26 protein-coding genes are annotated in these 26,276 nt (G+C 68.7%); 15 read left to right on the top strand and 11 right to left on the bottom strand.

The genetic code is table 11. From position 1 onward, the window contains the following. Window positions 1-87 precede the first annotated feature (87 nt). Complete coding sequence (locus NY1_RS02800; protein WP_067707562.1) at window positions 88-567, top strand: hypothetical protein; 480 nt, start codon at window positions 88-90, stop codon at window positions 565-567. Window positions 568-589: 22 nt separating this feature from the next. Here the strand turns inward: NY1_RS02800 and NY1_RS02795 are convergent, their stop codons facing one another. Then, window positions 590-1,942, bottom strand: coding sequence for a protoporphyrinogen oxidase (locus NY1_RS02795; protein WP_067707557.1), 1,353 nt, complete (start codon window positions 1,940-1,942; stop codon window positions 590-592). Between the two features lie 324 nt (window positions 1,943-2,266). Further along, window positions 2,267-3,334, bottom strand: a complete 1,068-nt coding sequence (hemE, locus tag NY1_RS02790) for a uroporphyrinogen decarboxylase (protein ID WP_067707541.1) — start codon at window positions 3,332-3,334, stop codon at window positions 2,267-2,269. A 74-nt stretch (window positions 3,335-3,408) separates the two neighbouring features. Here hemE and NY1_RS02785 point away from each other — a divergent pair, with 74 nt between their 5' ends. From NY1_RS02785 to NY1_RS02775, 3 genes are all read left to right on the top strand, one after another. Beyond that, window positions 3,409-4,038, top strand: coding sequence for a DUF3000 domain-containing protein (locus NY1_RS02785; RefSeq protein ID WP_084534572.1), 630 nt, complete (start codon window positions 3,409-3,411; stop codon window positions 4,036-4,038). Between the two features lie 206 nt (window positions 4,039-4,244). After that, window positions 4,245-5,495: a ribonuclease D gene (locus NY1_RS02780; protein ID WP_067707532.1), complete on the top strand. Its 1,251-nt coding sequence runs from the start codon at window positions 4,245-4,247 to the stop codon at window positions 5,493-5,495. 213 nt (window positions 5,496-5,708) lie between these two features. Continuing rightward, the gene (locus tag NY1_RS02775; protein ID WP_067707531.1) at window positions 5,709-6,491 is read left to right on the top strand and encodes a CPBP family intramembrane glutamic endopeptidase; all 783 of its coding nucleotides are present in this window, start codon (window positions 5,709-5,711) and stop codon (window positions 6,489-6,491) included. Window positions 6,492-6,517: 26 nt separating this feature from the next. Here the strand turns inward: NY1_RS02775 and NY1_RS02770 are convergent, their stop codons facing one another. The 3 genes from NY1_RS02770 to dxs form a co-directional block, all read right to left on the bottom strand. After that, window positions 6,518-7,174 (bottom strand): hypothetical protein, encoded by a 657-nt coding sequence (locus tag NY1_RS02770; protein WP_067707530.1) that lies wholly within the window; start codon window positions 7,172-7,174, stop codon window positions 6,518-6,520. Window positions 7,175-7,248: 74 nt separating this feature from the next. Continuing rightward, window positions 7,249-8,052, bottom strand: a complete 804-nt coding sequence (locus tag NY1_RS02765) for an enoyl-CoA hydratase (protein WP_067707529.1) — start codon at window positions 8,050-8,052, stop codon at window positions 7,249-7,251. 242 nt (window positions 8,053-8,294) lie between these two features. Then, complete coding sequence (dxs, locus tag NY1_RS02760) at window positions 8,295-10,262, bottom strand: 1-deoxy-D-xylulose-5-phosphate synthase (protein WP_084534571.1); 1,968 nt, start codon at window positions 10,260-10,262, stop codon at window positions 8,295-8,297. Window positions 10,263-10,411: 149 nt separating this feature from the next. Between dxs and glsA the strand changes: the two genes are divergently transcribed. Further along, entirely contained in the window at window positions 10,412-12,280 is a 1,869-nt protein-coding gene (gene glsA / locus NY1_RS02755; protein WP_233434170.1) for a glutaminase A, read from the top strand. Between the two features lie 2 nt (window positions 12,281-12,282). Here the strand turns inward: glsA and NY1_RS02750 are convergent, their stop codons facing one another. After that, a complete protein-coding gene (locus NY1_RS02750) occupies window positions 12,283-13,248 on the bottom strand; it encodes a serine hydrolase (RefSeq protein ID WP_157575213.1) in 966 nt (321 codons plus the stop codon). 96 nt (window positions 13,249-13,344) lie between these two features. Between NY1_RS02750 and NY1_RS02745 the strand changes: the two genes are divergently transcribed. Next, on the top strand, window positions 13,345-13,854 hold the full coding sequence (locus NY1_RS02745; protein WP_067707941.1) for a DnaJ family domain-containing protein: 510 nt from the start codon (window positions 13,345-13,347) through the stop codon (window positions 13,852-13,854). Between the two features lie 100 nt (window positions 13,855-13,954). On the opposite strand, the gene NY1_RS02740 is transcribed toward NY1_RS02745, so the two are convergent. Together NY1_RS02740 and NY1_RS02735 are read right to left on the bottom strand one after the other, a co-directional pair. After that, window positions 13,955-14,476 carry a P-loop NTPase family protein gene (locus NY1_RS02740; protein WP_218028283.1) on the bottom strand — a complete coding sequence of 174 codons (522 nt, stop codon included), beginning with the start codon at window positions 14,474-14,476 and terminating at the stop codon, window positions 13,955-13,957. Continuing rightward, window positions 14,473-15,054, bottom strand: a complete 582-nt coding sequence (locus NY1_RS02735; RefSeq protein ID WP_084534569.1) for a TetR/AcrR family transcriptional regulator — start codon at window positions 15,052-15,054, stop codon at window positions 14,473-14,475. Before NY1_RS02735 ends, NY1_RS02740 begins: the two co-directional genes overlap by 4 nt. Window positions 15,055-15,139: 85 nt before the next feature. Between NY1_RS02735 and NY1_RS02730 the strand changes: the two genes are divergently transcribed. Further along, a complete protein-coding gene (locus NY1_RS02730) occupies window positions 15,140-16,177 on the top strand; it encodes a beta-ketoacyl-ACP synthase III (protein ID WP_067707517.1) in 1,038 nt (345 codons plus the stop codon). Between the two features lie 9 nt (window positions 16,178-16,186). On the opposite strand, the gene NY1_RS02725 is transcribed toward NY1_RS02730, so the two are convergent. Continuing rightward, window positions 16,187-17,398: a pyridoxal phosphate-dependent aminotransferase gene (locus NY1_RS02725; RefSeq protein WP_067707938.1), complete on the bottom strand. Its 1,212-nt coding sequence runs from the start codon at window positions 17,396-17,398 to the stop codon at window positions 16,187-16,189. A gap of 92 nt (window positions 17,399-17,490) precedes the next feature. Between NY1_RS02725 and NY1_RS02720 the strand changes: the two genes are divergently transcribed. The 7 genes from NY1_RS02720 (at window position 17,491) to NY1_RS02690 (ending at window position 23,622) form a co-directional block, all read left to right on the top strand. Next, window positions 17,491-18,066, top strand: coding sequence for a winged helix-turn-helix transcriptional regulator (locus tag NY1_RS02720; protein ID WP_067707514.1), 576 nt, complete (start codon window positions 17,491-17,493; stop codon window positions 18,064-18,066). Window positions 18,067-18,193: 127 nt separating this feature from the next. Then, window positions 18,194-19,018 (top strand): DUF6777 domain-containing protein, encoded by an 825-nt coding sequence (locus NY1_RS02715; protein ID WP_067707511.1) that lies wholly within the window; start codon window positions 18,194-18,196, stop codon window positions 19,016-19,018. Window positions 19,019-19,133: 115 nt separating this feature from the next. After that, window positions 19,134-19,424, top strand: a complete 291-nt coding sequence (locus NY1_RS02710) for a hypothetical protein (protein ID WP_067707508.1) — start codon at window positions 19,134-19,136, stop codon at window positions 19,422-19,424. 12 nt (window positions 19,425-19,436) lie between these two features. Then, on the top strand, window positions 19,437-20,750 hold the full coding sequence (locus NY1_RS02705) for a DUF6777 domain-containing protein (protein WP_067707505.1): 1,314 nt from the start codon (window positions 19,437-19,439) through the stop codon (window positions 20,748-20,750). A gap of 26 nt (window positions 20,751-20,776) precedes the next feature. Further along, window positions 20,777-21,901 carry an epoxide hydrolase family protein gene (locus NY1_RS02700; protein WP_067707503.1) on the top strand — a complete coding sequence of 375 codons (1,125 nt, stop codon included), beginning with the start codon at window positions 20,777-20,779 and terminating at the stop codon, window positions 21,899-21,901. A 116-nt stretch (window positions 21,902-22,017) separates the two neighbouring features. Next, complete coding sequence (locus NY1_RS02695; protein WP_067707500.1) at window positions 22,018-22,800, top strand: acyl-[acyl-carrier-protein] thioesterase; 783 nt, start codon at window positions 22,018-22,020, stop codon at window positions 22,798-22,800. Window positions 22,801-22,947: 147 nt separating this feature from the next. Further along, window positions 22,948-23,622, top strand: a complete 675-nt coding sequence (locus tag NY1_RS02690) for an SIMPL domain-containing protein (RefSeq protein ID WP_067707497.1) — start codon at window positions 22,948-22,950, stop codon at window positions 23,620-23,622. 20 nt (window positions 23,623-23,642) lie between these two features. Here the strand turns inward: NY1_RS02690 and NY1_RS02685 are convergent, their stop codons facing one another. Next, window positions 23,643-24,470: a helix-turn-helix domain-containing protein gene (locus NY1_RS02685; RefSeq protein ID WP_067707494.1), complete on the bottom strand. Its 828-nt coding sequence runs from the start codon at window positions 24,468-24,470 to the stop codon at window positions 23,643-23,645. Window positions 24,471-24,591: 121 nt separating this feature from the next. Here NY1_RS02685 and NY1_RS02680 point away from each other — a divergent pair, with 121 nt between their 5' ends. Then, window positions 24,592-25,356, top strand: coding sequence for an NADPH-dependent F420 reductase (locus tag NY1_RS02680; protein WP_067707492.1), 765 nt, complete (start codon window positions 24,592-24,594; stop codon window positions 25,354-25,356). On the opposite strand, the gene NY1_RS02675 is transcribed toward NY1_RS02680, so the two are convergent. After that, window positions 25,346-26,170, bottom strand: a complete 825-nt coding sequence (locus NY1_RS02675; protein ID WP_067707490.1) for an acyl-CoA thioesterase — start codon at window positions 26,168-26,170, stop codon at window positions 25,346-25,348. The genes NY1_RS02680 and NY1_RS02675 overlap by 11 nt on opposite strands. Between the last annotated feature and the right edge of the window lie 106 nt (window positions 26,171-26,276).

Raw genomic sequence — 26,276 nt, 5'->3', positions numbered from 1 at the left:
GGTCGAGTAGCCGGGCTCATCCGGCGGGGCGCCCTTGTTCAGCAGGATCGAACGCGTTGCCAGTTCTCCGACGCGGAAGGTCCCCTCATGAATCGGTCATTGCTCGTCATCAGCCAGATCGTGGTCGTTCTGCTCGCCATCGCGGTGCGGATGCTCGCGCCGGGGTGGTGGTTCGTCATCATCATCATGAGCTTCGGGCTGGTTGCCGCCATCTCACTCGCACCGCTGCTGCTGGCCGCCATCATGGCCACCGTGTTCGCGCCATCGTTGCGCCCGCACACTCTCGTCACCCTCGTTGTCGCCGATCTCGCGGCGCTGTCCTTCGCGCTCACCATGACCGACTTCACCGATCAGTCCGACGATCACCTGGTCCCCTTGGCCGCGTTGGTGACGGGGGACGGGAACGTCTCCGCTTCCGCGGCAAGCATTTTCGACTCGGTCGCGGGGTGGTCCTTCATCGTCGGCATCGTCGCAGGTATCGCCGTGGCGGTCCTATCCGTTGTCGATCATGTTCGTGCCGGGCGGGCGGACCGGGCGCGGCAATTCCTCACGCCGGCGGTCGGGTGAGGTGTGGTCGATCGAGGTCGGGTCAGCGGTGGCTGAGGTCGTCGAGGATGCGTGCTGCGGCGGCGGTGCCGGTGGCGGCGCAGGCGGGGACGCCGACGCCGTCGAGGTAGGAGCCTGCCAGGGCGAGGGCGGGGAGATCGGCTGTGGCCGAACGGAGATCGGCGATTCGGGTGGTGTGGCCGGGGGCGTATTGGGGGAGGCCGCCGGGCCAGCGTTGGACTACCGCTTGCAACGGGTGGATCGTTGCGCTCGTGACGGTGACGAGGTCTTCGCGGGCGGCGGCGATGAGTTCTTCGTCCGACCAGGTCAGAGGGGTGGCTGCGCCGTAGCGGCCGAAGGAGGCGCGGACCAGGGCCACGTCGCGGGATGCCAGGTGGGGCCATTTGCGGCTCGACAGGGTGAAGGCCTTGGCGCGCAAGGGCTCTCCGGTGGCGACCAGGATGCCGGAGTTCTCGGGGAGATCGGTGTCGGCGGGGAGAGCCATGGCGACCACCGCGGAGGACGCGAGTTCGATGCCGGTGAGCAGTTCGGTTGCGGCGGGGGCGATCTCGGCGAGGAGCGATGCGGTGACCGGGGCCGGGGTGGCCAGGATCACAGCGTCGACCGGGCCTACCGGGTTCAGGTGCCAGCCGGTGGGGGTGCGGCGGAGTTCGGTTGCGGTGGTTTCGGTTTCGATCTTGACGTCGGCGGCGGTGCGGAGGGCTTCCAGGAGGACGCCGTAACCGTCGCGGATACCGCCGAAAACGGGGGTCGTGGAGGGGGCGGGCAGGGCGGTGGCGATGGCCGCGGTGAGGCTGGGGGCGCCGCCGTCGAGGGCGGCGGCGAGGGTGGGGAGGGCGGCGCGGACGCCGATCGTATTGGCAAGTCCCGCATAGACTCCGCCGAGCAGCGGGTCGACGCTGCGGTGCACGACCTGTTCGCCGAAGCGATCCCCGACCAGGGCCGCGACCGAGATGTCGTCGCCGGGCGACCAGTGCAGGGGGCGTTGGGGTTCCGTGGCGATGCGGGTCAGGGTGTCGGCGTCGACGAGCCCGGTTACCGCTTCCGGGCTGGCGGGGATGCCCATGAGCGTGCCTTCGGGCAGCGGGTGAGAGGTACCGCCCGACCAGATCAGCGGCCGCCGTCCGGCGGGGTACACCAACTGGTCTTCGATGCCGAGTTCGCGCATGAGCGAGGGGATTTCGGGCCGGCGGCCGACGAACGCCTCCGCACCCAGATCCACCGGATCACCGGCCAGCTCACCGGTGCGCAGGATTCCGCCGATGCGGGCGCGCCGTTCGATCAGGACCAGATCCGCGGCTGATCCCAGCGCCTGACGCAATCGATACGCGGCAACCAGTCCACTGATTCCGCCACCGACCACCGCGATCCGCATCGAGCACTCCTCGTCACTCCGTGATCGCCGCGGCCCGCTCGAGCGCCGGGCCACAGCATCACAGCCCGCACCTCACCGTCGAGCCGCTACACCGCCAACCTACTCCCGGCCGGGAGTGTGACCTGCGCCCGGTATGCGGTGATCCCCCGCCACCGCCGTGAGTCGCCGAACCCCGGCAGCAAGCGTGACTGCCCCGCCGAGTCCGCGGCGACAAGACCTGGTGGCGGGACCACATCGCGGCCTCATCCGATGCTGCGCACCCCACGAACGACAGCGGCCCGCGTCTGGTGGACGCGGGCCGGTGCGGTGGATGAGCAGCGCCGGTTACAGCGGTGCGGGAAGGCTGTGGATCAGGGCGACCGTGTCGGTGATGACCGTCGGGTCGGTGGCGGGGAGGACGCCGTGGCCGAGGTTGAAGATGTGCCCCTTCGCGCCGAGGGTGATGGCCTCGTCGGCTTCATGGGCGATGCGGCGAACCTCGGCTTCGATAGCGGCGGGGCCCGCGAAAAGAACCGCCGGATCGAGGTTGCCCTGCAACGCTTTTCCGGGACCGACGCGGCGGATGGCGTCGGTGAGCGGGATGCGCCAGTCGACGCCGACCACGTCCGCGCCCGCTTCGCCCATGGCGCCCAGCAGTTCTCCGGTGCCGACGCCGAAGTGGATGCGCGGAATGCCCGCTCCGGCCAGTTCGGTGAAGACGCGTTCGGAGTGCGGCATCACGTATTCGCGGTACTGGGCGAGGGACAGCGCCCCGGCCCAGGAATCGAAGAGCTGCACCGCGTCCACGCCCGCGTCGATCTGGGCGCGCAGGAATTCGATGGTGATATCGGTGAGCACCCCGAGCAGCTCGTGCCAGGTGGCGGGATCGGCGAGCATCATCGCCTTGGTGCGTTCGTGATTCTTCGACGGCCCGCCCTCGACCAGATAGGACGCGAGGGTGAAAGGCGCACCGGCGAACCCGATGAGCGGAACCTGATCGAGTTCGTCGAGCAGCAGTTTGATGCCCGCGGTGACCGCACCCACTTCCTCGGCCCGCAGCCGCGGCAGCGCGCGCACATCGGCGGTGTCGCGCACCGGGTTCGCCACCACGGGGCCGACGCCCGCCACGATATCGAGGTCGATGCCCGCCGCCTTGAGCGGAACCACGATGTCGGAGAACAGGATTGCCGCGTCCATATCGTGGCGGCGGATCGGCTGCATGGTGATCTCGCAGACCAGCTCCGGATCGAAACAGGACTGCAGCATGCCGATTCCCGCGCGCAGTTCCCGATACTCCGGAAGAGACCGACCGGCCTGTCTCATAAACCACACCGGACGCCGATGCGGAACGCCACCCTTCGCGGCGACGAGGAAGGGTGCGTCGGTCAACTGGCGGCGGCTGTGAGTGCTCATCACGAGCCATCGTAAAGGGGCATGACGGCGCGCCTCGCACGACTCCGGCCCCCGGCGGTCTACCGTTGCCTTCCGTGACACCGCTCGACTTCCGCGACGGCGCCGCACCGACCCCGGAACCCGAAGAACCCCCAAGGTTTCGCGCCGCGGTCGATGCGATGGGAACCGCAACCGTTCACCCTCGGATCGAGCTCGCTCCGATCCGCCCGCCCCAGCGCCTGGCTCCTTACTCCTACGCGTTAGGTGCGGAAGTCACGCGACCCGACACCAATGTGGTGCCCGTCGACTCCGACGGGGACGCGTTCGGGCGGCTCATCCTGCTACACGACCCGAACGGGCAAGAGGCCTGGCACGGGGTGTTCCGGCTGGTCGCCTACATCCAGGCCGACATCGATTCCGCGCTCGCCGCCGACCCGCTGCTGCCCGAAGTGGCGTGGAGCTGGCTGGTGGACGCGCTCGAATCGCGCACCGGGTACACCGCGCTCGGCGGGACCGTGACCTCCACCAGCTCGGTGCGCTACGGCGATATCGCCGGGCCGCCGCGCGCGCATCAGCTGGAACTGCGCGCGTCCTGGACGGTCGGCGACACCGAGATGCGCCCGCACGTCGAAGCCTTCGCCGAAGTCCTCGCCTACGCCTCGGGCCTGCCGCCCGCCGGCGTCACCCGGCTGGACGTGCGGCGCGGCGGCGCGGACGACGACTAGGTCCCGCCGCCGCTCCCGCCGTTCGTGGTGGTCAGTGTGATTTTCCCCTCCGCGACAGGGCGTCCGGACGCGGATGAGAACTTCTGTACCGCAACGAAACCGGCGGCGGGCACGTACGATTCCGAACAGCGCACAGCCGCGTGCCGGTCAGCCGATTATCGACGGGACGCGGGCCCATTCCCGCCCTACCCGTAAAGTTCAAGACCATGTCCGTACCAGAAGAACCCGAAGCCACCGTCGCGGTCCCCTTGCTCGCGCCAGTGGACGGTGTGCCGCCGGTATTGGACACCCCCGCCGAAATCGCCGACGCCGCGCGCCGCTTGGCCGCCGGCACGGGTCCGCTGGCGGTCGACGCCGAACGCGCTTCCGGGTTCCGCTACTCCAATCGCGCCTATCTGATCCAGTTGCGGCGCGCGGGCGCGGGCAGCTTCCTCATCGATCCGGTGCCGGTGGACGAAGCGCTGACGCCGCTCGCGGACGCCATCAACGGCCTCGAATGGGTGCTGCACTCCGCCGATCAGGATCTGCCCGGGCTGGCCGAACTGGGGCTGTACCCGGCGCGGCTGTTCGACACCGAACTGGGCGGGCGGCTGGCCGGATACGAGCGGGTCGGTCTGGCCGCCATGGTGGAACGATTGCTCGGGCGCGAACTGCGCAAGGGGCACGGGGCCGCCGACTGGTCCACCCGCCCGCTGCCCGACGAATGGCTGAACTACGCGGCCCTCGATGTGGAGCTGCTCCTCGAACTGCGCGACGCGGTCGCCGTCGAACTCGAACACCAGGGCAAAACCGATTGGGCCGCCCAGGAATTCGAGCATGTGCGGCTGGCCGAACCGTCCGCGCCGAAAGCCGATCGCTGGCGCCGCACCTCCGGGATTCACACCCTGCGCCGCACGCGGCAGCTCGCCATCGTGCGTGAACTGTGGACCACGCGCGACCGCCTGGCCCGGCTGCGGGATGTGGCGCCCGCCCGCATCCTCCCCGACTCGGCGATCGTGTCCGCCGCCACCGGCGAGCCCAAGACCATCGCCCAATTGCGTGCGCTGCCCATCTTCGGCGGGCCGCGCCAGCGCCGCTACTCGCGCGAATGGCTCGGCGCGGTGGAGCGCGCCCGCGCGCTTCCGGACAACGAGCTGCCTCCGCTCACCCAGCCCTTCGACGGGCCGCCCCCGGTGAATCGCTGGGAACGCCGCGATCCGGCTGCCGCGGCCCGCCTCGCGAGCGCCCGGGCCGCCATGACCGAGCTGTCCAACGAGGTGTCGATTCCGGTCGAGAACCTGCTCACCCCGGATCTGCTGCGGCGCATGTGCTGGGACGGGCTCCCGCTGACCGCCACCAACGGCGATGCCCCGCGGCTCATCGACGACTATCTCGCCGCCGGGGGCGCTCGCCCGTGGCAGCGTGAACTCGCGGTCCCCCGGTTGGCCACCGCCCTCTATTCGTCGCCCAAAGTCTGACCATTCGCGCCCCACGTCCGACCTCGGCTCGGACCCGGGGGATTCGCGCACCCGCCGGAACCCGCGCGGTCGGACATCGCGAAATGCGCCGCGTCACTGGACCGTTTGCCGACGGCCGGGCGAAAGGCCCTGCGGCACGGACGAGGCCGACGGCGACCGTGTGTTGCGCGCGAAATCACCAACCGCCCAGTTCGGCTCCTCTATGTTCTGATCATGAGCGCGTCGCAGGTCCACGCGCCGGCTACCACCCCGGGCCGGCGGCTTTCCTACCCCATGTTCGCCGTGATCGTCCTCGCCTACCTCGCGATCATCCAGGGCGGCGGGATTCTGATGAAGCATCTCAGCGGCGAGGACGACTTCCTGTCCACGCGGGCGGTCTGCTACGGCATGATCATCCCGCTCGGCGCGGCCCTGGCCTTCACCTACGGCGTCATCGCCTATCTGGGCTGGTTGCGGCCGGTATTGCACGACGACCGCCCCACCCAATCGTGGGTGCGCGTGGTGCCGATCGTGTTCGCCGTGGCCATCGCCGGCGGTATCGGCTACAGCGCCCTCGCTGAGAAGGGCTGGCTGTACGTTCTGGTCCTGCTCATCGCCACCCAGTTCGTCGGCTGGGGCGAGGAGGGCATGTTCCGCGGCATCGGCGTCGTCACCCTGCGCGCGCACGGCCTCACCGAAGGCCGCGTCGCGCTGTGGTCCAGCCTGGTCTTCGGCGCGGTGCACCTGACCAACGCCCTCACGCACGGCGCGTCCGCGCTGCTCCAGGCGATCATGGTCAGTCTGGCCGGCTATTTCTTCTACCTGATCCGCCGGGTCAGCCGCGGCAACGTCCTCAACTCCATCACCCACGGCCTCTTCGACTTCACCCTCCTCAGCGGCACCGCCGTCCTGGCCGACCAGACCTTCTACCCGGGCACCCTGCTGCCGATCCTGCTGTATCCCGTCCTGGCGATCGTTCTGCTGGTCCGGCGCAAGCACATCGAACCCGCGCACTGATCCGGCACCGGATCGGCGGGAGGTTTTCAGCTCGGGGCCGGCGGCGCGAAACCGTCGAAAATCTGCCAGGCCAGCGGGGTCAGTGCGATCCCGGCGAGTACGGCCGCGGCGGTACCGCGCGCCCAGCCGAGCAGGGCTGCCGGCAAGGGCCGGCGCACGAAACGGGCGGGTACGGCGAACAGCGCCGGCACGATGAGCAGCACGGCGGCGACGCAGACGGTGACGCCGGTTCCGGGCAGGTAGGACTCCGGTGTGGCCAGTGCCATGGTCGACAGCAGCCAGCCGCCCGGAATGCCGACGGTGGCGGCCTCCCAGGAGATGAATCCGGCCGGGCGGTCCGAGTCCGGGCGCGGCGGCGAGAGGCCGCGCCGCCGACCGAGGTCCGGACGGACGACGGCGATCGCCGGCACCAGCACCAGCCAGGCGAGAGAGGGCACCGACCAGAGGCAGCCGAAAGGGAAGGCCGCCAGGCCGCTCAGCGCGCCGATCGACAATTGCCGGGGCCGCCCCGCGAACGCCGCCGCGAAAAGCGGTAGGGCGAGCGAGAGATACAGCAGCATCGGCCCATCGAAGTAGGCGATCAGTTCCGCGCCGAAGGCGATGGCGACCGCGGCCGCGTAACCGATCGGACCGAAGAGCGGAACTCGTTGTGCGGCATCCTGTTCCGAAACCGTCAGTTGCATGTTCTCCCCCGCCCCGGGCCCGGCCGTAAAGGTGTCAATCTGCCTGGTGACCGGTCCCGGCGGCAAACCGTTTTTCAGTGTTCGAAGTGGGGTGGGCGGCGGTCCTTGCGGGCGCGGATGGCTTCGTCGAAGTTGTCGGTGGTGAGGCGGACGTAGAGCTGGGCCATGCCCTCGTGCTGCATGTGGGATTCGAAGCTGCCAGCTTCCAGGCCGGACCAGAGCATGCGTTTGGTGAGTTCGGCGCCGACGCGGCTCCAGCGCAGGATCTGGTCGGCGGTGTCGTAGGCGGTTTCCAGGAGTTTGTCGCCGGGGACCACGCGGGAGACGATGCCGATGCGTTCGGCTTCGGTGGAATCGACGTCGCGGCCGGTGAGCATGATCTCGAAGGCGCGGGTGGAGCCGATGGCGCGCGGCAGGGTGTAGCTGATGCCGAGTTCGGCGGAGGTGAGGCCGTTGTTGATGCCGGCGGCGCGGAAGTAGGCGTCCTCGGCGGCGATGCGGATGTCGGTGCCCATGGCCAGGCAGAAGCCGCCGCCGATGGCCGCGCCGTTGATGGCGGAGATGACCGGCTGGTGCATGCGGCGCAGGGTGAGCATGACGTTGTTGAGCAGGTCCATGGAGCGGCGGGCCACCGTGGTTTTCGTCAAGCCCTCCACCCCGGGGACCTTGCCGGCGTGCTGCAGGTCCGCCCCGGAGCAGAAGCCGTGGCCCGCGCCCGTCAGCACCACCGCGCGCACCTCGTTGTCCGCCGCGACCGCTTCCAGGGTTTCGCGCAGCGGGATCATCACGTCGAATGCCATGGCGTTCATGCGATCCGGGCGATTGAGGGTGACCAGGGCGATGCCCGGGCGCGGCTTGTCGACGAGGACGAATGTCATGCGGACTCCTGACCGGAAAACTGTAACCGGTTACAGAATCTACGCGAGAACCCCCGTGCGGCATATGAAAAACGGGCGGCACCCGAGGGTGCCGCCCGCATATCGCGAAACCTGATCACCGGCATGCCCGCCCGCTCGCCGGTCCGTCGGCCCTTGGAGCCCGCCGACCCCGGGGCCCGCTGACTCCAAAGCCCGCCGGCCCTGGAGCCCGTTCGCTCTCGGGCTGAACTCCAGAGCTCGAGCTACTCCGCGAGCGCGCGCTCCGCCGAATCCGCGACGGGTGCCGCCTCCGCTTCCGCCATCGCCTTGTCCGCCTCGGCGCTGTCGCCGAGCCAGCCGTGTACGCGGCGGGCGATATCGCCGGGGGTGAGGCCGAGTTCCTGGCGGACCTGAGTGATCGAGGCGTGGTCCAGGAAGCGCTGCGGGACACCGATATCGCGGGTGGGGACGTCCACGCCGGATTCGCGCATGCGCGCCGAGACCGTGCTGCCGATGCCGCCGTGCAGGCCGCTGTCCTCCAGGGTGACCACCAGGCGGTAGTTCTCGGCCAGCTTCACCACGGTGTCGGAGACCGGCAGCACCCAGCGCGGGTCGATGACGGTGACCGAAACACCTTCGGCGGACAGCAGATCCGCGACCTTCAGCGCCAGGTCGGCGAACGCGCCGACCGCGACGAGCAGGACGTCGCCGTGCGCGGACTGGGCGGACCCGGCCTGCGCATCGGGCAGGCGCAGCACGTCGACGCCGTCGCAGCGTTCGACGGCCGAGATCTCCTCGGCCACAGCGCCCTTGGGGAAGCGGATGGCGGTTGGCCCGTCGCTGATGTGCAGCGCCTCGCCGAGCTCCTCGCGCAGGGTGGCAGCATCGCGCGGGGCGGCGACCCGGATGCCCGGGATGATACCGAGCACCGACAGATCCCACATGCCGTTATGCGAAGCGCCGTCGTCGCCGGTGATGCCCGCACGGTCCAGCACCAGCGTGACCGGGAGCTTCAGCAGCGCCACGTCCATGAGCAGCTGGTCGAAGGCGCGGTTCAGGAACGTCGAGTAGATGGCCACGACCGGATGCAAGCCGCCCAGCGCCATACCGGCCGCGGAGGTGATGGCGTGCTGTTCGGCGATACCGACGTCGAACATGCGCTCGGGGAAGCGATCCCCGAACGACGACAGACCGGTCGGCCCCGGCATGGCGGCGGTGATCGCCACGATGTCGTCCCGCTGCTCGGCCTGCGCGATCAATTCCTTGGAGAACACCGAAGTCCAGCTCGGCCCGGCCGAACTGCTCACCGGCTCACCGGTTTCCGGATCCATCTTGCCGACCGCGTGCATCTGATCGGCTTCGTGCTCCTCGGCGAGCTTGTACCCGCGCCCCTTCTGGGTGACCACGTGCACCACCACCGGACCGCCGAAGTCCTTGGCGCGCCGCAGCGCACCTTCGAGGGCGATCGTGTCGTGCCCGTCCACCGGGCCCACGTACTTCAGCCCGATATCGCCGAACAGCTCCTGCGGCGCGACGGCATCCTTTATCCCGGTCTTGATGGCGTGCAGCATCGAATACGCCGAATCCCCGACCCGCGGAATGCTCTGCACGATCCGCTTGGTGGCGTCGAGGGCGTGCTCGTAGGCGGGCTGCATGCGCAGTCCGGCCAGCCGATCGGCCAAACCGCCGATGGTGGGCGCATAGGACCGCCCGTTGTCGTTGACCACGATGACCACCGAGCGATCCTGCCCGGCGGCGATATTGTTCAACGCCTCCCAGCACATGCCGCCGGTCAGCGCGCCGTCACCGACGACCGCCACCACCGACCGCTTCTGCCGGGTCAGATCGAACGCCTTGGCCAGCCCGTCGGCATAGGACAGCGAGGCCGACGCGTGCGAGGACTCGACCCAGTCGTGCGCGCTCTCGGCGCGGCACGGATACCCGGACAGCCCGCCCTGCTTGCGCAGGGTGTCGAAGCCGTCCTTGCGGCCGGTCAGGATCTTGTGGACATACGACTGGTGACCGGTATCGAAGATGATCGGGTCGGCAGGCGAGTCGAATACGCGATGCAGCGCGATGGTGAGCTCGACGACACCCAGGTTCGGCCCCAGATGCCCGCCCGTCGCCGCGACTTTGCGCACCAGGAACTCGCGAATCTCCTCCGCCAGCTCGCGCAGCTCCGGTACCGACAGCCGGCGCAAGTCCTCGGGCGTGTCGACCCGGGAAAGCACTCCCACGGCTATTGCTCCCTCCGGATGTCTCCTGTGTTTGCAACAGTCTACGGAGCCCCGCCCGACCCCCGACGCCAGGAACGAAACCCACCTGCGACATCCGCAAGGAATGTGAGGCTTGGCACACTCTACCCGGATACAGTGGCGCGGTGGCACCTTCCGCACCGATCTTCGACGGCTCCGGGCTTGCTACCAGCGGCGTTGTGGCGCGCTTGATCGACGAAGTGTACGAATTGTGCCGATCCGACACCTCGGGCGCGCTCGCCGACTACATCCCGGAACTGGCGGCGGTGCAACCGGATTCGTTCGGCGTCTGCCTCGCGACGGCGGACGGGCGGGTGTACGGGAGCGGAGATCTGGACACCTGCTTCACGATTCAGTCGATCTCGAAACCGTTCACCTACGCACTGGCGCTGGCGGATCGGGGACTGGACGCGGTCTCCGAACGCATCGATGTGGAGCCGTCCGGGGAGCCGTTCAACGAGATCAGCCTGGATCCGCGCACGCAGCGGCCACGCAATCCGATGATCAATGCCGGGGCGATCACCGCCGCGTCGCTGATCACCGGGCGGGACGCGGAGGACCGGTTCACGCGAATCCGGCGCAGCTACAGCCGATTCGCGGGGCGGGAACTGCGCCTGAACGAGGAGGTGTACGCCTCCGAGGCGCGGACCGGGTATCGCAATCGGGCCATCGGGTATCTGCTGCGCGGGGCGGGCATCATCGATATCGATCCGGACGAAGCGGTCGACCGGTATTTCCGGCAGTGTTCCATCGACGTCACCTGCCGTGATCTGGCCATGATGGCGGCGACCTTGGCCAATAACGGGGTGAATCCGCTCACCCGGGAACGCGCGCTGTCGGGGCCGCTGGTCGAGCAGGTGCTCTCGGTGATGACCACCTGCGGCATGTACGACGCGGCGGGCGACTGGGTGACCACGGTCGGGCTGCCCGCGAAAAGCGGTGTGGGCGGCGGAATTCTGGCGGTGCTGCCCGGGCAGATCGGGATAGCGGTGTATTCGCCGCGATTGGACGAGCACGGCAGCAGCGTGCGCGGGGTGAAGGCTTGCCGGGAGCTTTCGACCCGATTGGGCTTGCACTTCCTGCACGTGTCGCGGGCCGCGCGCACCGCCATTCGCGCCGCGTATTCGGTGGCCGAAGCGCCGTCGCGGTTGCGGCGGGAGCCCGAGGAGCTGGCGGTGCTGCGCCGGTTCGGGGATCGGGCGCGCATTTTCGAACTGCACGGCGACCTGTTGTTCGCGGGCGCGGAATCCACGGTGCGGGCGGTGGAGCACACTCCGGGCGAACTGGCGGCGCTGGTGCTGGATCTGCGCGAGGTCGGGGATGTGAGCGCCATCGCCATCCGGATGCTCGACGATCTGCAATCCGAACTCGCCGCGGCGGGCACCCGGGTGGCGCTGGTCGATCCGGACGCCAAGCTCGGGCGGCTGGTGTCGAGTCTGGATCCCGCCGATCCGCAAGGGCGGGTGTTCATCGATCGCGATGCCGCCACCGAATGGTGCGAGCAGATCATTCTGGACGAGCACACGCCCGAGGACGAGCGCACGCCCGCCGCCTACGCGGTGGCCGAGCATCCGGCGCTGGCGGCCATGCCGGAGGACGAACGGCTGCTGCTGGCCAAGGAATTCGAGACGCGGACGGTGGCGCGCGGGGAACGCATCGTGGCGCACGACAGTCCGCGCTGCGGGTTGTTCCTGATCCTGTCGGGGCGGGTGCGGTTCACGTTCGACGATCGCGAGCATCGGCGGCATCGCCTGGTGACGTTGAGCGCGGGTATGTCGTTCGGTGAGATGTCGATGCTGGCCGGGGTGCGGTTCGCCAATGACGTGTACGCGGAATCGGCCGTGCGGCTGGCGGTGCTGCCGCCGGACCGGTTCGATCTGCTCACCGGGCAGGCGCCCGAGGTGAAACTGGCGCTGCTGGAACGGCTGGCCGCTGCGGCCTACGCGCAAGCCGATGCCGCCGTCCGGGCGCTGGCCGCGCACGGCGGCATCTGAGGTCAGTGGCCCCCGGCGATCACCTTCGGATTCACGTAGGGGCGCAAGGGCGACAGTCCCTTGTAGGTGTCGATCATGAAGCGGCCCAGGGCCGCATGCGCGGCGACGATCGGATTGGTGCCGCCGTAGTTGCCCGCGTCCGGCGCTCGATCGGCGAAGAACGAGAAGGCCAGCAGCGGTGCGCCGTTCTCGTCGAACATCACCCCGGTCTCGTGCCGGCGATCATCGGCCGCACCGAATTTGGTGGCGAAACGCGCCCGTTCGCCCGAGGACATGTAGCGGCGGACGCCATCGGTGTAGCCGACGCCCGACCAGCTCATGACGCGCAGGATCGCCTGCGTCGAATCCTTCGACAGCAGGGTCCCCGAGGCCAGCCGGTACAGCAGGTCGTTGTTCTCCCGGGGCGTGGTCACGCCCAGATAGAACCGTTCCTCCCCCGGAATCACCTCCACCCGGGTCTTCTCGAACCCCAGCTTCGCCAGATTCCCGTTGATGGTCTCCCCCGGCACGAACCGCGCCAGCAGCCGCACCGCCGTATTGTCCGACACCTGCAGCATGGAAGTGAGCAGACCGGCGACGGTCACCTGATCCCCGAACGCCGGCTGATTCAGATAGATCCCACTCCCCTCCATGATGCTCGCCTCATCGAGAGTCGTTGTGTCCGTGAGCCGTAACCGCCCCGCATCGACCTCGGCCATCACCCCCGCCATCACCGCCAGCTTCTGCACGCTGGCACCCTCGATCACGAAATCCGCGTCCTCGTCGACCACGGCCGTCCGCTCCCCCGACCCCAGCTCCGTCACATACGCGTGCCACCGCCCACCCGCCGCCCTGGCCACCGCCCGGAATTCCGCATCGAACGCCCCGCCCGCCGCCGACGGTTCCGCCCCCGCGACCCCCGCCCCCAACAACCCGCCCGCCGCGATCGTGCTCGCCGCCAACAGGGTTCGCCTGGTGATCTTTTCCACCCGCCGAAAGCTAGCCGTGCCGAACAGGATTCAGCAAGCAAACGGGCAATGTTGGCGCGACCGGCCGCTCGAGCGCGCTTCGGTATCCTGGAAGGCGTGACGGAGCGCAAACCGCCCGATCTCACCTTCGAGTCGTGGATCGACAAGCAGATCCGCGAGTCAGCCGAGCGGGGCGAATTCGATGATCTGCCCGGGGCCGGGCAGCCGATACCGCCGGGACCGGTGGATGACGGGTGGTGGCTGCGGTCCGCACTCAAACGTGAGGGGCTCAGCGCGGACGCCCTGCTACCCGAGTCGATAGTGCTGCGCCGCGACCGCGAACGGCTCCTGGAGAACGTGCGCGGCATGCGGTCCGAACGCGAAGTGCGAGAAGCGGTCTCCGAACTCAACGACCGCATAGTGCGCTGGCTGCGGATGCCCAGCGGGCCGCCGGTACCGGTCGCGCCGGTGCGGGTGGAAGACGTGGTCGCGGAGTGGAAGTCCGGGCGTGAGGCTGCGCGGGCAGTTCGGGTGGCGGCCGCGGAATCGCGCGCCGAGAGTCACGTCACGCCTTCAGGGCGGGACGGAACCAGTTGGTGGCGGAGGCTTTTCGGGCGCACCTCCTGAGATCCCGATGGACCTCCCCCTCGTCATTCCCACACCCCCGTCATCCCCGCACCTCCCCTCGTCATCCCGGCGTGCCCCTTCTCGTCATCCCGGCCGGCGATCAGGGAATCGCGCGGAGCCAGACGTCGGCTTCCCGCGCGGTGCGCAGGCGGATGACGGTGAGGTGGGGGTAGTCGGGGAGGCGGGATTCGGTGTCGGCGCGGCGGGTGGCGTGCTGGGACCAGGCCCAGCGCATGGGGTGGTCGGGTTCGAGCCAGTTGCGGGCGGATTCGCGGTTGCCGTTCCAGAGTTCGGCGCGGGTCAGGGTGCGGGTGACCGAGCGGCGGATGACTCGGGGCATGACGGTGGAACGGGGGAAGTCCAGCCAGACGAAGGTGTCGGCGCGGGACCAGAGGAGGCCGCCGAGGGTGCGGAAGTACTGGTCTTCGGTGACCCAGGCGTCGGTGCGGGAGAAAGCGTCTACTTCGGCTTCGAATTCGGGGCGTTTGACCCAGCCGGGGCCGTGGTGCAGGGCGTCGAGTTCGTAGCGTGGAAGGTGCAGGCGGGCGGAGAGTTTCGTGGCCAGGGTGGTTTTGCCGGCGCCGGAGATGCCGGAGACCAGGATGCGGCGCATGGGGGTCATCGCGGAGGCAGATGGTGAGCCAGGAGGATGGCGAGCTGGGGGCGGGCGTCGTCGAAGGGGCGGCTGGATTTCAGGGCCCGGCTCTGCACGATCACGCCTTCGATGACCGAGACCAGCAGGCCCGCCAAGGCGCGAGCCGAGTCTGTCGGGACCCCTGCGGCGATCAGGCCGTCGGCCAGCCGCGTGGTCCATTCGGCGAAGGCCTGACCGGCGGCGGACTGGACGGTGGGATCGAGTTCGTCGAGGGCGGCGGCCATCATGAACGATCCGGCCCGGTAGTCGCTGGCTTCCAGCTCGTTGCGCCAGAAGGCGAACAGGTCGGTCAGCCACTTGTCCGGATCGGGTGCGGCGGCCAGGGCGTCGGCCAAGCGGCTGAGGTGGTTGTACACCAACCGCGACACGATTTTCGCGGCCGTCTCGATCAACTCCCCCTTGCCCGCGGGGAAGTGCTGATACAGCGAATTACGGGAGGCATTGCTGCGTTTGAGCAGCTCACTCAGGCCGGCGGCATGCACGCCGTGTTCCTGCACCGCGGCAATGGTGCTCGAGATCAGCCGAGCGCGGGGTCCTGCGGTCAAAAATCCTCCAGCCCTTGTGTGAACCGATCGGTCCATGTTAGACGTTAACCCTGTGAACCGATCGGTTCACACACGAGAGGAAGCCATGCCCGCGACCATCGCCACCGCAGCCCCGGTCACGCACGCCGCCATCCTCGGCCTGGGCGCCTACCGCCCGCGCCGGGTGGTGCCCAATGCCGAGATCATCGACCGCATCGATTCCTCCGACGAGTGGATTCGCACCCGCTCCGGCATCGCCGCCCGCCGCTGGGCCGACGCCGACGAGACCATCGTGTCCATGAGCGTCGCCGCCTCCCGCGACGCGCTCACCGCGGCGGGCATCACCGCCGAACAGATCGACACCGTGGTGCTGGCCACCTCCTCGCAGATGGTGCTCGGGCCGTCCGCGGGCGCCGTGGTCGCCACCGAACTCGGCATGCACGACACCGCCGCCTTCGACGTGTCGGCCGGGTGCGCGGGCTTCTGCTACGCGCTCGGCGACGCGGCCGCGCTGGTGCGTTCCGGGCAGTCCCGGTACGTGCTGGTGATCGGCGTCGAGCGGCTCTCGGACCTGCTCGACACCTCGGACCGCACCTGCGCGTTCATCTTCGCCGACGGCGCGGGCGCGGTCGTGGTGGGACCGTCCGAGGAAGAGGGCATCGGGCCGGTGGCCTGGGGTTCGGACGGCAGCCAGACCGCGGCCATCAAGCAGGACAAGGACTTCCAGCAGTACTTCGCGGAGGTCGCCGAGGCCGAGCGCACCGGCGGCACCTCCGTGCGGCCCTACATCCGGATGAACGGCACCGCCGTATTCCGCTGGGCCGTCACGTTTTTGGAGAAGGCGTGCCGGGACGCGCTGGACAAGGCGGGTGTGAGCGTCGCCGACCTGGACGCCTTCGTGCCGCATCAGGCCAATATCCGCATCACCGAGGCGCTGGTGCGGGCACTGCACATGCCCGAGAACGTCGCTGTCGCAAAGGATATCGTCGAGACCGGCAATACCAGCGCCGCCTCCATCCCGATGGCCATGGAGGAGCTCATCCGCTCCGGCGGGGCCAAGCCGGGCGATACCGCGCTGCTGCTCGGTTTCGGCGCGGGCCTGGCCTACGCCGGACAGGTGGTGCGCCTGCCCGGCATCGCCTGAGAGTGATCGCTACTGGCGGTAAGTCGCCAGGAACCTGCCGATGCGCTCGATGATCGCTTCCAGATCATCGGCGTGCGGCAGGGTGACGATGCGGAAGTGGTCCGGGCGCGCCCAGTTGAACCCGGTGCCCTGCACGATGTGGATCTTCTCCTGCAACAGCAGGTCGAGCACGAACTTCTCGTCGTCGTGGATCGGGTAGACGTTCAGGTCGATGCGCGGGAAGGCGTACAGCGCGCCTTTGGGTTTCACGCACGAGATGCCGGGGATGGCATTGAGCGCCTCCCAGGTGCGGTCGCGCTGATCGAGCAGCCGGCCGCCGGGCGCGGTGAGATCGTAAATGCTCTGATGCCCGCCGAGCGCGGCCTGAATCGCCTGCTGCGCGGGCACATTCGCGCACAGGCGCAGGCCCGCGAGCATGGTGAGGCCCTCGAGATAGTTCTCGGCGTGCTCGGTCGGCCCGGACACCACCAGCCAGCCGCCGCGGAATCCCGCCGCGCGGTAGGACTTCGAGAGGCCGGAGAAGGTCAGGCAGATCAGGTCCGGGGCGAGGGCGGCCGTGGCGGTGTGAGTGAGGCCGTCGTAGAGGATCTTGTCGTAGATCTCGTCGGAGAAGACCACCAGATTGTGGCGGCGGGCCACCTCGAGGATGGCGCGCAGCACCTCGGGCGAATACACCGCGCCCGTCGGGTTGTTGGGGTTGATGATGACGATGGCCCGGGTCCGGTCGGTGATCTTGGACTCGATATCGGCCACGTCCGGGGCCCAGTCCGCGCCCTCGTCGCAGACGTAATGCACCGGGCGGCCGCCGTTCAGCGCGGTCGCGGCGGTCCAGAGCGGGAAGTCCGGCGAGGGCACCAGCACCTCGTCGCCGTTTTCCAGCAGCGCGGTCATGGCCATCATGATGAGTTCGGAGACGCCGTTGCCGAGGAACACCTCCTCCACGTCCACCTCGCCGACGCCGAGCGTCTGGTAGTACTGCACCACCGCGCGCCGCGCCGACAGCAGCCCCTTCGAGGAGGAGTAACCGCTCGACGCGGGCAGGTTGCGGACCATGTCCTGCAGGATCTCCGCGGGCGCCTCGAACCCGAACGGCAGCGGGTTGCCGGTGTTCAGCTTCACCACGTGATGCCCCTCGGCCTCCAGCCGTGCGGCATGCTCTGCGACCGGGCCACGAATCTCGTACGACACTCCCGCGAGCTTGCTCGACTGCTTGACCTGCATGGACATCCCCTTCCGGATACGTTGCCGCACACTCTACTTGGATTTCCCAAGAATGCACTTGGTTTTTCCAAGCAGAACGCTACAGTAGTCACATGCCGCGCCGCACCTACGACCACTACTGCGCCGTCAGCCGGGCCCTCGACGTCATCGGCGACCGCTGGAGCCTGCTGGTGGTCCGCGAATTGAGTTCCGGCCCACGCCGCTACAGCGACCTGTTCGCCGACCTCCCCGGCATCAGCACCGACATGCTCGCCACCCGCCTCAAGGAACTCGAACGCGACGGCATCCTCACCCGCCGCAAGGCCGGCCCGCGCGCCACCACCGCCGTCTACGAACTCACCGACACCGGTGCGGACCTGCGTCCCGTCCTGGACACCCTCTCCGCCTGGGGCACTCCCCTGCTCGGCGAACGCCGCAGCACCGACGCCGTGCGCGCCCACTGGTTCGCGCTCCCCCTCGGCCGCGCCCTCGCCGCATCCCACGGCCCCGGCGTCATCACCGTCCAGATCGGCGACACCGCCCTGCATTACGAGATCACCGACACCGGCATCACCCATCACGACGGCCCCGCCCCCACCCCCGACCACGAACTCCACCTCACCCTCGCCGAGGCCATCGAGATCGCCACCGGCGCCGGCCGGCTCGCCGACATCGCCGAACCCGCCTGATCCCGCCGCGCGGCTCCTCGTCTCCGGGACCCGCCGCGATGCCCCGACTTACCGGGGCATCCGCAGCGGCACAGCGTATTTCGCGGAATGCTGGTGAATACGCCGGATCGGCCGACGGGAGACGCCCATGCGCAAACACCTGCCCCTGCTGCAGGCGGCCGGGTTGCTCCTCGGCGCCGGGGTGCTCATCGCCATCAGCGTCCTGAGACTGCTCGCCCTGAACGAACCACTGGCCGGCGTCCTGTACCAGGCAGCCGACTTCGGCGGCCTGCACCCGTTCCTGACGACCACCCCCGCCGAAGGCGCGGCCCAAGTCGTCACGCCGACACCGGCATTGCCCGCGCACACCGCGGCGAAAACAGCCGGCGCAGTCCAGATCGCCGGAGACGAACCCGGCGTGTACGGCGCGTTCCGGGGCCAAGCGACCGGCAATGTGGACACCCTGGCCGCCTTCTACGCGGATCACCCGGCCGAACGCCAGGGCGTGGTGCACGCCTTCACCGGCGACGCGGGATTCCGATGGACCCGAAGCTGGGCACTCCGAGAGAAAGACCTGGCCGACTACCTCCACGAATTGACCCCCGCCCTCCTGCGATTCGACATCCGCGTCACCGACCACGAATTCCGCGACGGCAAGATCACCCCCTTCGAAACCGTCCTCCAGCGCGGCACAACAGTATTCATCGACGCTTACGGCGTCCCCCGGATCCGCGGCCGAAGCGGATCGCCACTGACGCTATCGACCTCGACCGCCCTACGCCCGGCCTACTCGGGCACCCCCTGGACCGATTTCGCCGCAGCCTCCGTCATCGCCATCACACCCACCCCCACCCGCCTCACCGCCCTCACCCTCATCGACCTCACCGGCGGTTCGCCTTTCGAACGTCCGCTGGGAACGAACGGCGAAAGCGACCGACCACCCTCGGTCACCGTCCGGCCGAGCGGACGCTGATCTCCCAAAGCGAGTAGCCGCCCTGGCGACCGAGCGTGCCGACATTCCCCGAAGCGGCCCGGCCGCATTTCGCGGCGTGCGAGAATTCGTGCCGGGTCGGTCGGAGGAGACGCTCATGGGCAAATACCTGCCCTGGCTGGGTTCGACAATTCTGGCGGTGGTCGCGCTGTCCATCGGCGTGACACCGTGGGTGCACGCGTGGCCGCGTTGGGCACTCATCGGTTTCGGTGCGCTGGTCCTGGCCGCCGTCCTGCTCACCTTCCCGTGGCCCACCGCCTCCGGACCGCGCCGGCTATTGGGCGGCAGCAAGCCTGTCACCATGAACCAGAAGGCGGGCAACAACTCTCGCATGGTGCAGGGCGGCGGAAACGTCCGGATCGAGGGCGGTATGGGAGATCAGAAATGACGACCGCTCGCCGTGGCCGATAAGAACCAGGAAGCGAGAGACAATTCGTTTCTCGTACAAGGCGACTCGGTTCATTTCCATCAACCGCAACCCTGGCGTTCGTCCTATACGTGGCTGATCGCCTTCGCCATACTCGTCGCGGCGGTGGTGCTCATCGTCATCGGCACGCGTGCACTCGGCGGATCCTCGGATGATGGCGATGTCCAAGTGGCTTATCAGGCAGCCGATTTCGGCGGCAAACATCCGTTCTTGCCGAACCCGCCAGCCGAGGCGGGTGCACAGCCGATCGCGTCCACACCGGCCTTCCCCGCGCCGACCGGGGGCAAATCAGCGGGTGGAATCCAGATCTCAGGTGGGGAACCCGGCGTCTACGGCGGGCTGCAGGACCAGACGACCGGTGGCACGGATGCCATCGTCGGCTTCTATGAAAACCATCCGCCCGAACGCCGCGCGCTCATCCGTACCCTCACAGCGGACCCGACCTTCGGATGGGCCGGGGGTGAGGCACTCTCGGAAGCCGACCTGCCGAACTATCTCCGCGGGCTGACCGCCGTGGTACTCCGTCTCGATATCCGGGTCACCGACCACGAATACCGAGATGGCAAGGTCACCGCGTTCGAAACCGTCTTGCAAAGGGGCACTTCGGTGCTCGTCGACACGCGGGGTGTGCCACGTCTGCGCAGCCTCAGCGGCTCGCCGCTGACCGTGTCGACTTCGATCGGAAGGGCACCCGAGTACACCGGGACCGCCTGGACCGGCTTTGATCCGGCTGCGATCATCATCATGGTTCGCGCACCCAACCCGTTGGCCGTCTTCACGCTCGTGGACATCGACGGCGGCAAGGCATTCGAGCGTCCGGCGGGCAGTTGCGGAACGAAAGACCGCGAAGCGAAGAGTGCCGTTCCCACTATGACCGGCAGCGCTTCGAGTCAGACGCCCTCCAGTACAGGTGCTCCGACGGTGCCAACCACTGCTGTAACACCGACCGCCCTCGATGTCTCCGGCACCTGGATTCTCGAATCGATGACGAATAACAGCGGCACCGGCACGGTAACCGTCGTCGACGGAGGCTTCCGCTTTCACAGCGACACCAGCGGTGGTGCAGCACCCTGGGAATGCCTGCTGCCCGGCCGCCCCGGACAGCAGACAACCATGACCTGCACCCTCGACACGACGGCGAACGGCAGCGCCATACACGCCGAATGGAAGGGCGAGGGCACCATTACCTCGATTCAGTGGGCGGGCCGAACCATGTTCCGATTCGACGGCATCACCGTTGCCGCCAACTCGCTGGCCGGAATGCCGATGACCCTGCGCCCGGCCTGACCCCGGGGAGAGAACGGAAAACGCTGATGAGTAGTGAAGTTCGTGAATTTCGCATCGATGTTCCGCAGTCCGAACTCGAGTATCTGCACGGGCGGCTCGATCGGGCGCGGTGGGCGGGGGCGCTGCCGGGGACGGGGTGGGAGCGGGGGGTGCCGGTGGATTATCTGCGGGAGCTGGCGGGGTATTGGCGGAGCGAATTCGATTGGCGGGGGCAGGAAGCGCGGTTGAACGGGTTTCCGCAGTATGTGACGGAGATCGATGGGCAGCATATTCATTTTCTGCATGTGCGGTCCACGCGGGCGGAGGCGCAGCCGCTGCTGATCACGCACGGGTATCCGAGTTCGGTGGCGGAGTTCTGGGAGTTGATTCCGCAGCTGATCGAGCCGCGGGAGGGGCCGGCGTTTCATGTGGTGGCGCCGTCGCTGCCGGGGTACGCGTTCTCGACACCGCTGGCGGGGTCGGGGTGGACGATGACGCGGACGGCGCGGGCCTGGGTGCAGTTGATGGCGCTGCTGGGGTACGAGCGGTACGGGGTGCACGGGGGCGATGTGGGGGCGGGGGTTTCGGGGGCCGTGGCGGGGCTGGACGGTGCGCATGTGACGGGGGTGCATGTGGTGACCGATCCGCTGACCGCGGCCAATACCGCCACCTTCCTGCCGGGGATGGCCGAGCGGCTCGATCCGGACGATCCGGTGGACAAGGTGATCCTCACGCGGATGGATCAGTTCCGGCGGGACGGTTCCGGCTATCTGGCGATTCAGAACACGCGGCCGCGGACCATCGGGTACGGGCTGGTGGATTCGCCGCTGCTGCAATTGGCATGGATCGCGGAGAAGTTCGAGGAATGGACGGATCTGCCGATCGACCGGGATCAGCTGCTGACCACGGTCAGCCTGTACTGGTTCACCGGGTCGGGGGCCAGCGCGGCGCACACGCTGTACGAGCAGGCGCATTCCGCCGATTGGGGTGCGGCGCCGGCCGTGCCGCAGGGGTTCGCGGTGTTCGGCGCGGACGAGACCGTGCGACGGGTGGTGCCCGCACCGCCCGACGCGCACTGGAGCGAGTTCGGGCAGGGGCTGCACTTTCCCGCCATGGAAGCGCCCGCCGAACTCGCCGGTGATCTGCGGGCCTTCTTCGGACCGCTGCGGTAGGCGACCCACCCCGCGGCCGAACCCGGAACCGGCCGGCATCCGTATTACTCTCGGGGGCGACAGCGTCTTCAGCTCTGCGCAACCCCGCTCCCGTACGGATTTCCGGAGGTCTGCCGATGAACCAGCTCGTCGCTCCACCGCTGCTCGCGGCCGATCCGGCACGGCAGCCGCTCGCGCCCGTGCCGTCCACCGGGCACATCTTCGACGTCACGCGCCGGCTCGGCACCGTCGACATGGACGAGAACCAGGGCCTGCGGATCGATGGCATCGCCCGGCACATCCAGGACGCCGGGGTCGATCACCTGGTGCACTGCGACGCACTGCAATCGCATCCGCACTGGATCGTGCGGCGCACGGTCATCGACGTGATCCGGCCGATCGCCTGGCCCGCCCAATTGCGTTTGCGCCGTTGGTGTTCGGGGATCTCCCCGCGCTGGTGCACCATGCGGGTGCGGATCGACGCCGACAACGGCGGGCTGGTCGAGACCGAAGGTTTCTGGATTCACATGAACAAGGAGACGATGAGCCCGTCGCGGGTGGCGGACGAGTTCTTCGAGCTCATGTGCACGACCACCGATGAGCGGCGGCTGCGCTGGAAGCAGTGGTTGAACGAACCCCTCCCGCTCGCCGCCGGTGTGCGATTCCCCTTGCGCCGCACCGATATCGACCACTTCGGTCATGTCACGAATACCGCCTACTGGCATGCCGTGCACGAGTTCACCGCCGACGCAACGGAGTTCACCGCGGGCCCGCACCGCTTCGTCCTCGAATACAACAAGCCCATCCGCTACGGGCAGCAGCTCGACATCCACACCGCCCGCACCTCCGATGCCGTGACGATGTGGTTCTCGGTCGAAGGTGACGTCCGCGCCGTAGCGCAGCTCCGCTCCACCGAATAGGGGATTCAGCGGCGCGGACACCCGACCAGGGCCACCGCATCACATTTCCCGGGCACCGGTGGCAGCGTCTCCGCGCGGCGGACCTGGGCATTCGCCCGGCGTCGGTAGCATCGGCCCGGACGTGCCGGGATCGATTCAGGAGGACTTGTGAGCAGCACCGACACCGCGGGCACCATTACGATGTCCGGTTCTGGGAGCGCCAGCGCCACGCCCGACCTCATGCGGGTGACGGTGTCGGTCGAGAGCCGCGCCGAGACGGTGGCCGCCGCTTATGCGCGGGCCGGGGAGCGTACGGAGGCGATCACCGCCGCGTTGCGCGCCGACGGGGTGCAGGGGCGCGATATCGGCACCAGCGGGCTGTCGGTGCGGACCGAGACGGTGTGGACGGATGGGAATCGCGAACGGGTGATCGGGTATCTGGCCAGTACGTCGCTGACGGTGACCTTGCGCGATATCGGGACCAGTGCGGCCAAATCCGACAGTGGGCCGGCGGCGATCATCGCGCATGCGGTGGACGCGGGCGGTGACGATGTGCGGCTGGGCGGGCTCACCCTCGCGGTCGCCGATGAGGCGGAACTGGTTGCCACCGCGCGGGATTCGGCGTGGGACGATGCCCTCGCCAAGGCCGAACGGTACGCCGCCCGCGCCGGCCGCTCCCTCGGCGCGGTGGTGGAGATCACCGAGAATGTGGGTGCGGCCCCGGTGAATCGGGAGATCGCGTTCGTCGCCAAATCGGCTCCCATGGGCGCGGCCCCGGTGCCGGTGGAGCTGGGCGAAAGTCAGCTCTCGGCGACGGTGCAGGTCACGTGGCGACTGAACTGAGACGGTTCGCGGCCCATCGGTCAGGCGGCCAGGTTTCGCAGCGCGGCTTCGGAATTCGAACCCGGTTCGGCCGCGTACATGTCCAGGCCGCAGCAGGCCGGGGCTTCCGGGAGCGAGACCAGTTCGGCGTGCAGGAGCAGTTCACCGGCATGCGGGTGGTGGAGGTGGGTGGTCCGCGAACGGGTGCGGGCCACCGGGTGTGACGACCACAGCCGCTCGAATTCGACACTGGAGGATCGCATTTCGGTGATGTGCGCGACGACCCTGGCATCGCCGCGATAGCGACCGAAGAGCACTCGCAGATGCGCGACATGGTCGTGGGCCGCCGATTCCCAGCCAGCACCGTACAACTCGCGGTACCGGTCGTCGGTGAACAGTAGGTGGGTGATGGTGCGCCGTTCCTCGGGCACGGCCGCGAAATCACCGAATACCGCTGCCGCCAGCGGATTCCACGCGATTACTTGGGTAAACCGCCCCAGCAGCACGGCCGGTGTCAGCACCATCGATTCCAGCAGATGCCGTACCCCCGCGCTCACCTCGGGCGTCGCCTCCGGATCGGGGCAATGCCGCGGGCGGCGAGCCAGCTGATGCAGATAGTCCAGCTCGTCGCCGTCCAACCGCAGCGCGGCACCGATCGCATCGAGCACCTCGTCCGAAACCTGTTCGCTCCGGCCCTGTTCCAGCCGCGTGTAATGGGCGATGCTCACCCCCGCGAGCCGCGCCAGCTCCTCGCGCCGCAGTCCCGCCACCCGCCGGGTCCGGCCGTAGTCCCGCAAGCCGACCTCGGCGGGCCGTAAGCGCGCCCGGCGTGAGGTGAGGAACCCGCTCAGCTCGGCCCGATCGTTCACACTCCGACCTTACGCCCGGCGCAAGGTGATCATGCCGTGCGTACCCAGCGCCCGGACCTGGCAGCCGGATCGCCGCCGCCGCAAGCTGATCTCGCCCATCCCCTCGACCAGGAGCGAAACCATGTCCCGGACCATCGGATTCATCGGCAGCGGAATGATCGGCGGCACCGTCGCCCGGCTGGCGGTGGCCGCCGGATACGACGTCGTGCTGAGCAATTCCCGCGATCCACGCACCCTCGACGACCTGGTCGCCGACCTTGGTCCCCGAGCCCGCGCCGCCACTGCGGCCGAAGCCGCGCGCACCGCCGATCTCGTCGTGGCGGCGATACCGCTGACCGCGTTCCGCACGCTGCCGGTGGCCGACCTCGCCGGGCGCATCGTGCTCGACACCGCCAACTACTACCCCGAACGCGACGGTCACCTGCCCGAACTCGACACCGCCGCACTGACTTCCAGCGCCCTGCTGCAACGCACGCTGCCCGGCTCGCGAGTGGTGAAGGCGTTCAACACCATCACCCCGCATCAGCTCGCCACCCTGGCCCGTCCCACGGACGCGCCCGACCGCAGCGCGCTTCCCCTCGCCGCCGACGATCCCGCCGCCCTGTTCGAGGTCACCGCCTTCCTCGACCGAATCGGTTACGACGCCGTCGAAGCCGGCCCGCTCGCCGACAGCTGGCGGATGGAACCCGGCACGCCCGCCTACGTCGAGCCCTACCTCGGGCCTATCCCCGCCGTCGATGTCGCCGAGTTCCTGACGTGGACCTACAACACCCCCGGCCTGGTCATCCCGCGGACCCGCCTACGCGATCTGCTCGACGGCGCGACCCGTCAGTGCCCGGCGGACACCCGCTTCCCGTCCGCGAACCAGCCGGTCGTCAAGCCTTGAAATAGACCATCTGATGTGTGGTGACCAGCAGCTCACCGTCGGCGCTCCACAGTTCACCCGCCTGATCGAAGTAGCCGCCGCCGAACCGCGTCGCCCGTGCACTCGCCAGCACCGGCCGATCCCCCTGTGCGGCAAGCAGTTCGGCATCGGCATGGAAGTAGACGGTCAGCGAAACGGTACTGGCGGGCACCATCCGGCCCAAGCGCACGAAGACGCGCGGGAAGAACGCATCGGACATGGCCGTCAGGCTCGCGAAGTCCAGCGCCCGCGCGGGCGCGTCACGAATCCACAGCGTGGTCTGTGACCCGGCGGCCTCCCCGGCCGCGATCGCATCCATCCCACCCTCGACGAACCGCATCTCGTAATTCCGCAACCAGGCGATGAACCCTTCCGGAACCTCCTGCACGGGGACCGACTCGGCGCACCCGACGTCCGGCGCCTCCCGCTCGGTAGCCGCCCAGCTGTCCCGCCGGGTACCGGTCACCACGGTGGCGGTCGCATTCGTCTCCGCCCCCTGCCGCAGCGTCAGCGTCCAATGCTGGGTGGCCCGATTGGTCCGCACCGGCTCGGCGAGGATCTCGAAATCACCCTCCGCGATCGGCCCCGCGAAGTTCACCGTCAGCGAGATCGGATCCCCCAGCCGCTCCGGATGATCCAGCACCGCCTGCAACAACGTCGCAGCCGTGATCCCCCCGAACGGCCCCACCATATTCCCGTAATCGGGCGTGGTCCGCCCCGCGAAAACACCGGGTGTCCCGGATTTCAGCGCGACAGCGGTATCGAAGGGATGCGTCGGAGCAGCGTCGGTCGCCATGACACACAAACTAGACACTGTTCAGACGACGCCCACGCCCACCCCCGCAACCAAAGCCCGACACCAGGTTCAGCACCCGCCCGCCGGCCCGCCGCCCAAGCTCGGA

The organism is Nocardia yamanashiensis NBRC 100130, assembly GCF_001613325.1.
Lineage (GTDB): Bacteria > Actinomycetota > Actinomycetes > Mycobacteriales > Mycobacteriaceae > Nocardia > Nocardia yamanashiensis.
The sequence above is the reverse complement of the archived record's forward strand: the minus strand, read 5'-3'. Positions and strand labels throughout refer to the sequence as shown.

What these genes read in the sequence shown, in the direction of transcription:
- NY1_RS02800 (WP_067707562.1), top strand. Translation starts at nt 88, where the DNA reads ATGAATCGGTCATTGCTCGTCATCAGCCAGATCGTGGTCGTTCTGCTC.
- NY1_RS02795 (WP_067707557.1), bottom strand. Translation starts at nt 1,942, where the DNA reads ATGCGGATCGCGGTGGTCGGTGGCGGAATCAGTGGACTGGTTGCCGCG.
- hemE (WP_067707541.1), bottom strand. Translation starts at nt 3,334, where the DNA reads ATGAGCACTCACAGCCGCCGCCAGTTGACCGACGCACCCTTCCTCGTC.
- NY1_RS02780 (WP_067707532.1), top strand. Translation starts at nt 4,245, where the DNA reads ATGTCCGTACCAGAAGAACCCGAAGCCACCGTCGCGGTCCCCTTGCTC.
- NY1_RS02775 (WP_067707531.1), top strand. Translation starts at nt 5,709, where the DNA reads ATGAGCGCGTCGCAGGTCCACGCGCCGGCTACCACCCCGGGCCGGCGG.
- NY1_RS02770 (WP_067707530.1), bottom strand. Translation starts at nt 7,174, where the DNA reads ATGCAACTGACGGTTTCGGAACAGGATGCCGCACAACGAGTTCCGCTC.
- NY1_RS02765 (WP_067707529.1), bottom strand. Translation starts at nt 8,052, where the DNA reads ATGACATTCGTCCTCGTCGACAAGCCGCGCCCGGGCATCGCCCTGGTC.
- NY1_RS02740 (WP_218028283.1), bottom strand. Translation starts at nt 14,476, where the DNA reads ATGACCCCCATGCGCCGCATCCTGGTCTCCGGCATCTCCGGCGCCGGC.
- NY1_RS02730 (WP_067707517.1), top strand. Translation starts at nt 15,140, where the DNA reads ATGCCCGCGACCATCGCCACCGCAGCCCCGGTCACGCACGCCGCCATC.
- NY1_RS02725 (WP_067707938.1), bottom strand. Translation starts at nt 17,398, where the DNA reads ATGCAGGTCAAGCAGTCGAGCAAGCTCGCGGGAGTGTCGTACGAGATT.
- NY1_RS02720 (WP_067707514.1), top strand. Translation starts at nt 17,491, where the DNA reads ATGCCGCGCCGCACCTACGACCACTACTGCGCCGTCAGCCGGGCCCTC.
- NY1_RS02715 (WP_067707511.1), top strand. Translation starts at nt 18,194, where the DNA reads ATGCGCAAACACCTGCCCCTGCTGCAGGCGGCCGGGTTGCTCCTCGGC.
- NY1_RS02710 (WP_067707508.1), top strand. Translation starts at nt 19,134, where the DNA reads ATGGGCAAATACCTGCCCTGGCTGGGTTCGACAATTCTGGCGGTGGTC.
- NY1_RS02700 (WP_067707503.1), top strand. Translation starts at nt 20,777, where the DNA reads ATGAGTAGTGAAGTTCGTGAATTTCGCATCGATGTTCCGCAGTCCGAA.
- NY1_RS02695 (WP_067707500.1), top strand. Translation starts at nt 22,018, where the DNA reads ATGAACCAGCTCGTCGCTCCACCGCTGCTCGCGGCCGATCCGGCACGG.
- NY1_RS02680 (WP_067707492.1), top strand. Translation starts at nt 24,592, where the DNA reads ATGTCCCGGACCATCGGATTCATCGGCAGCGGAATGATCGGCGGCACC.
- NY1_RS02675 (WP_067707490.1), bottom strand. Translation starts at nt 26,170, where the DNA reads ATGGCGACCGACGCTGCTCCGACGCATCCCTTCGATACCGCTGTCGCG.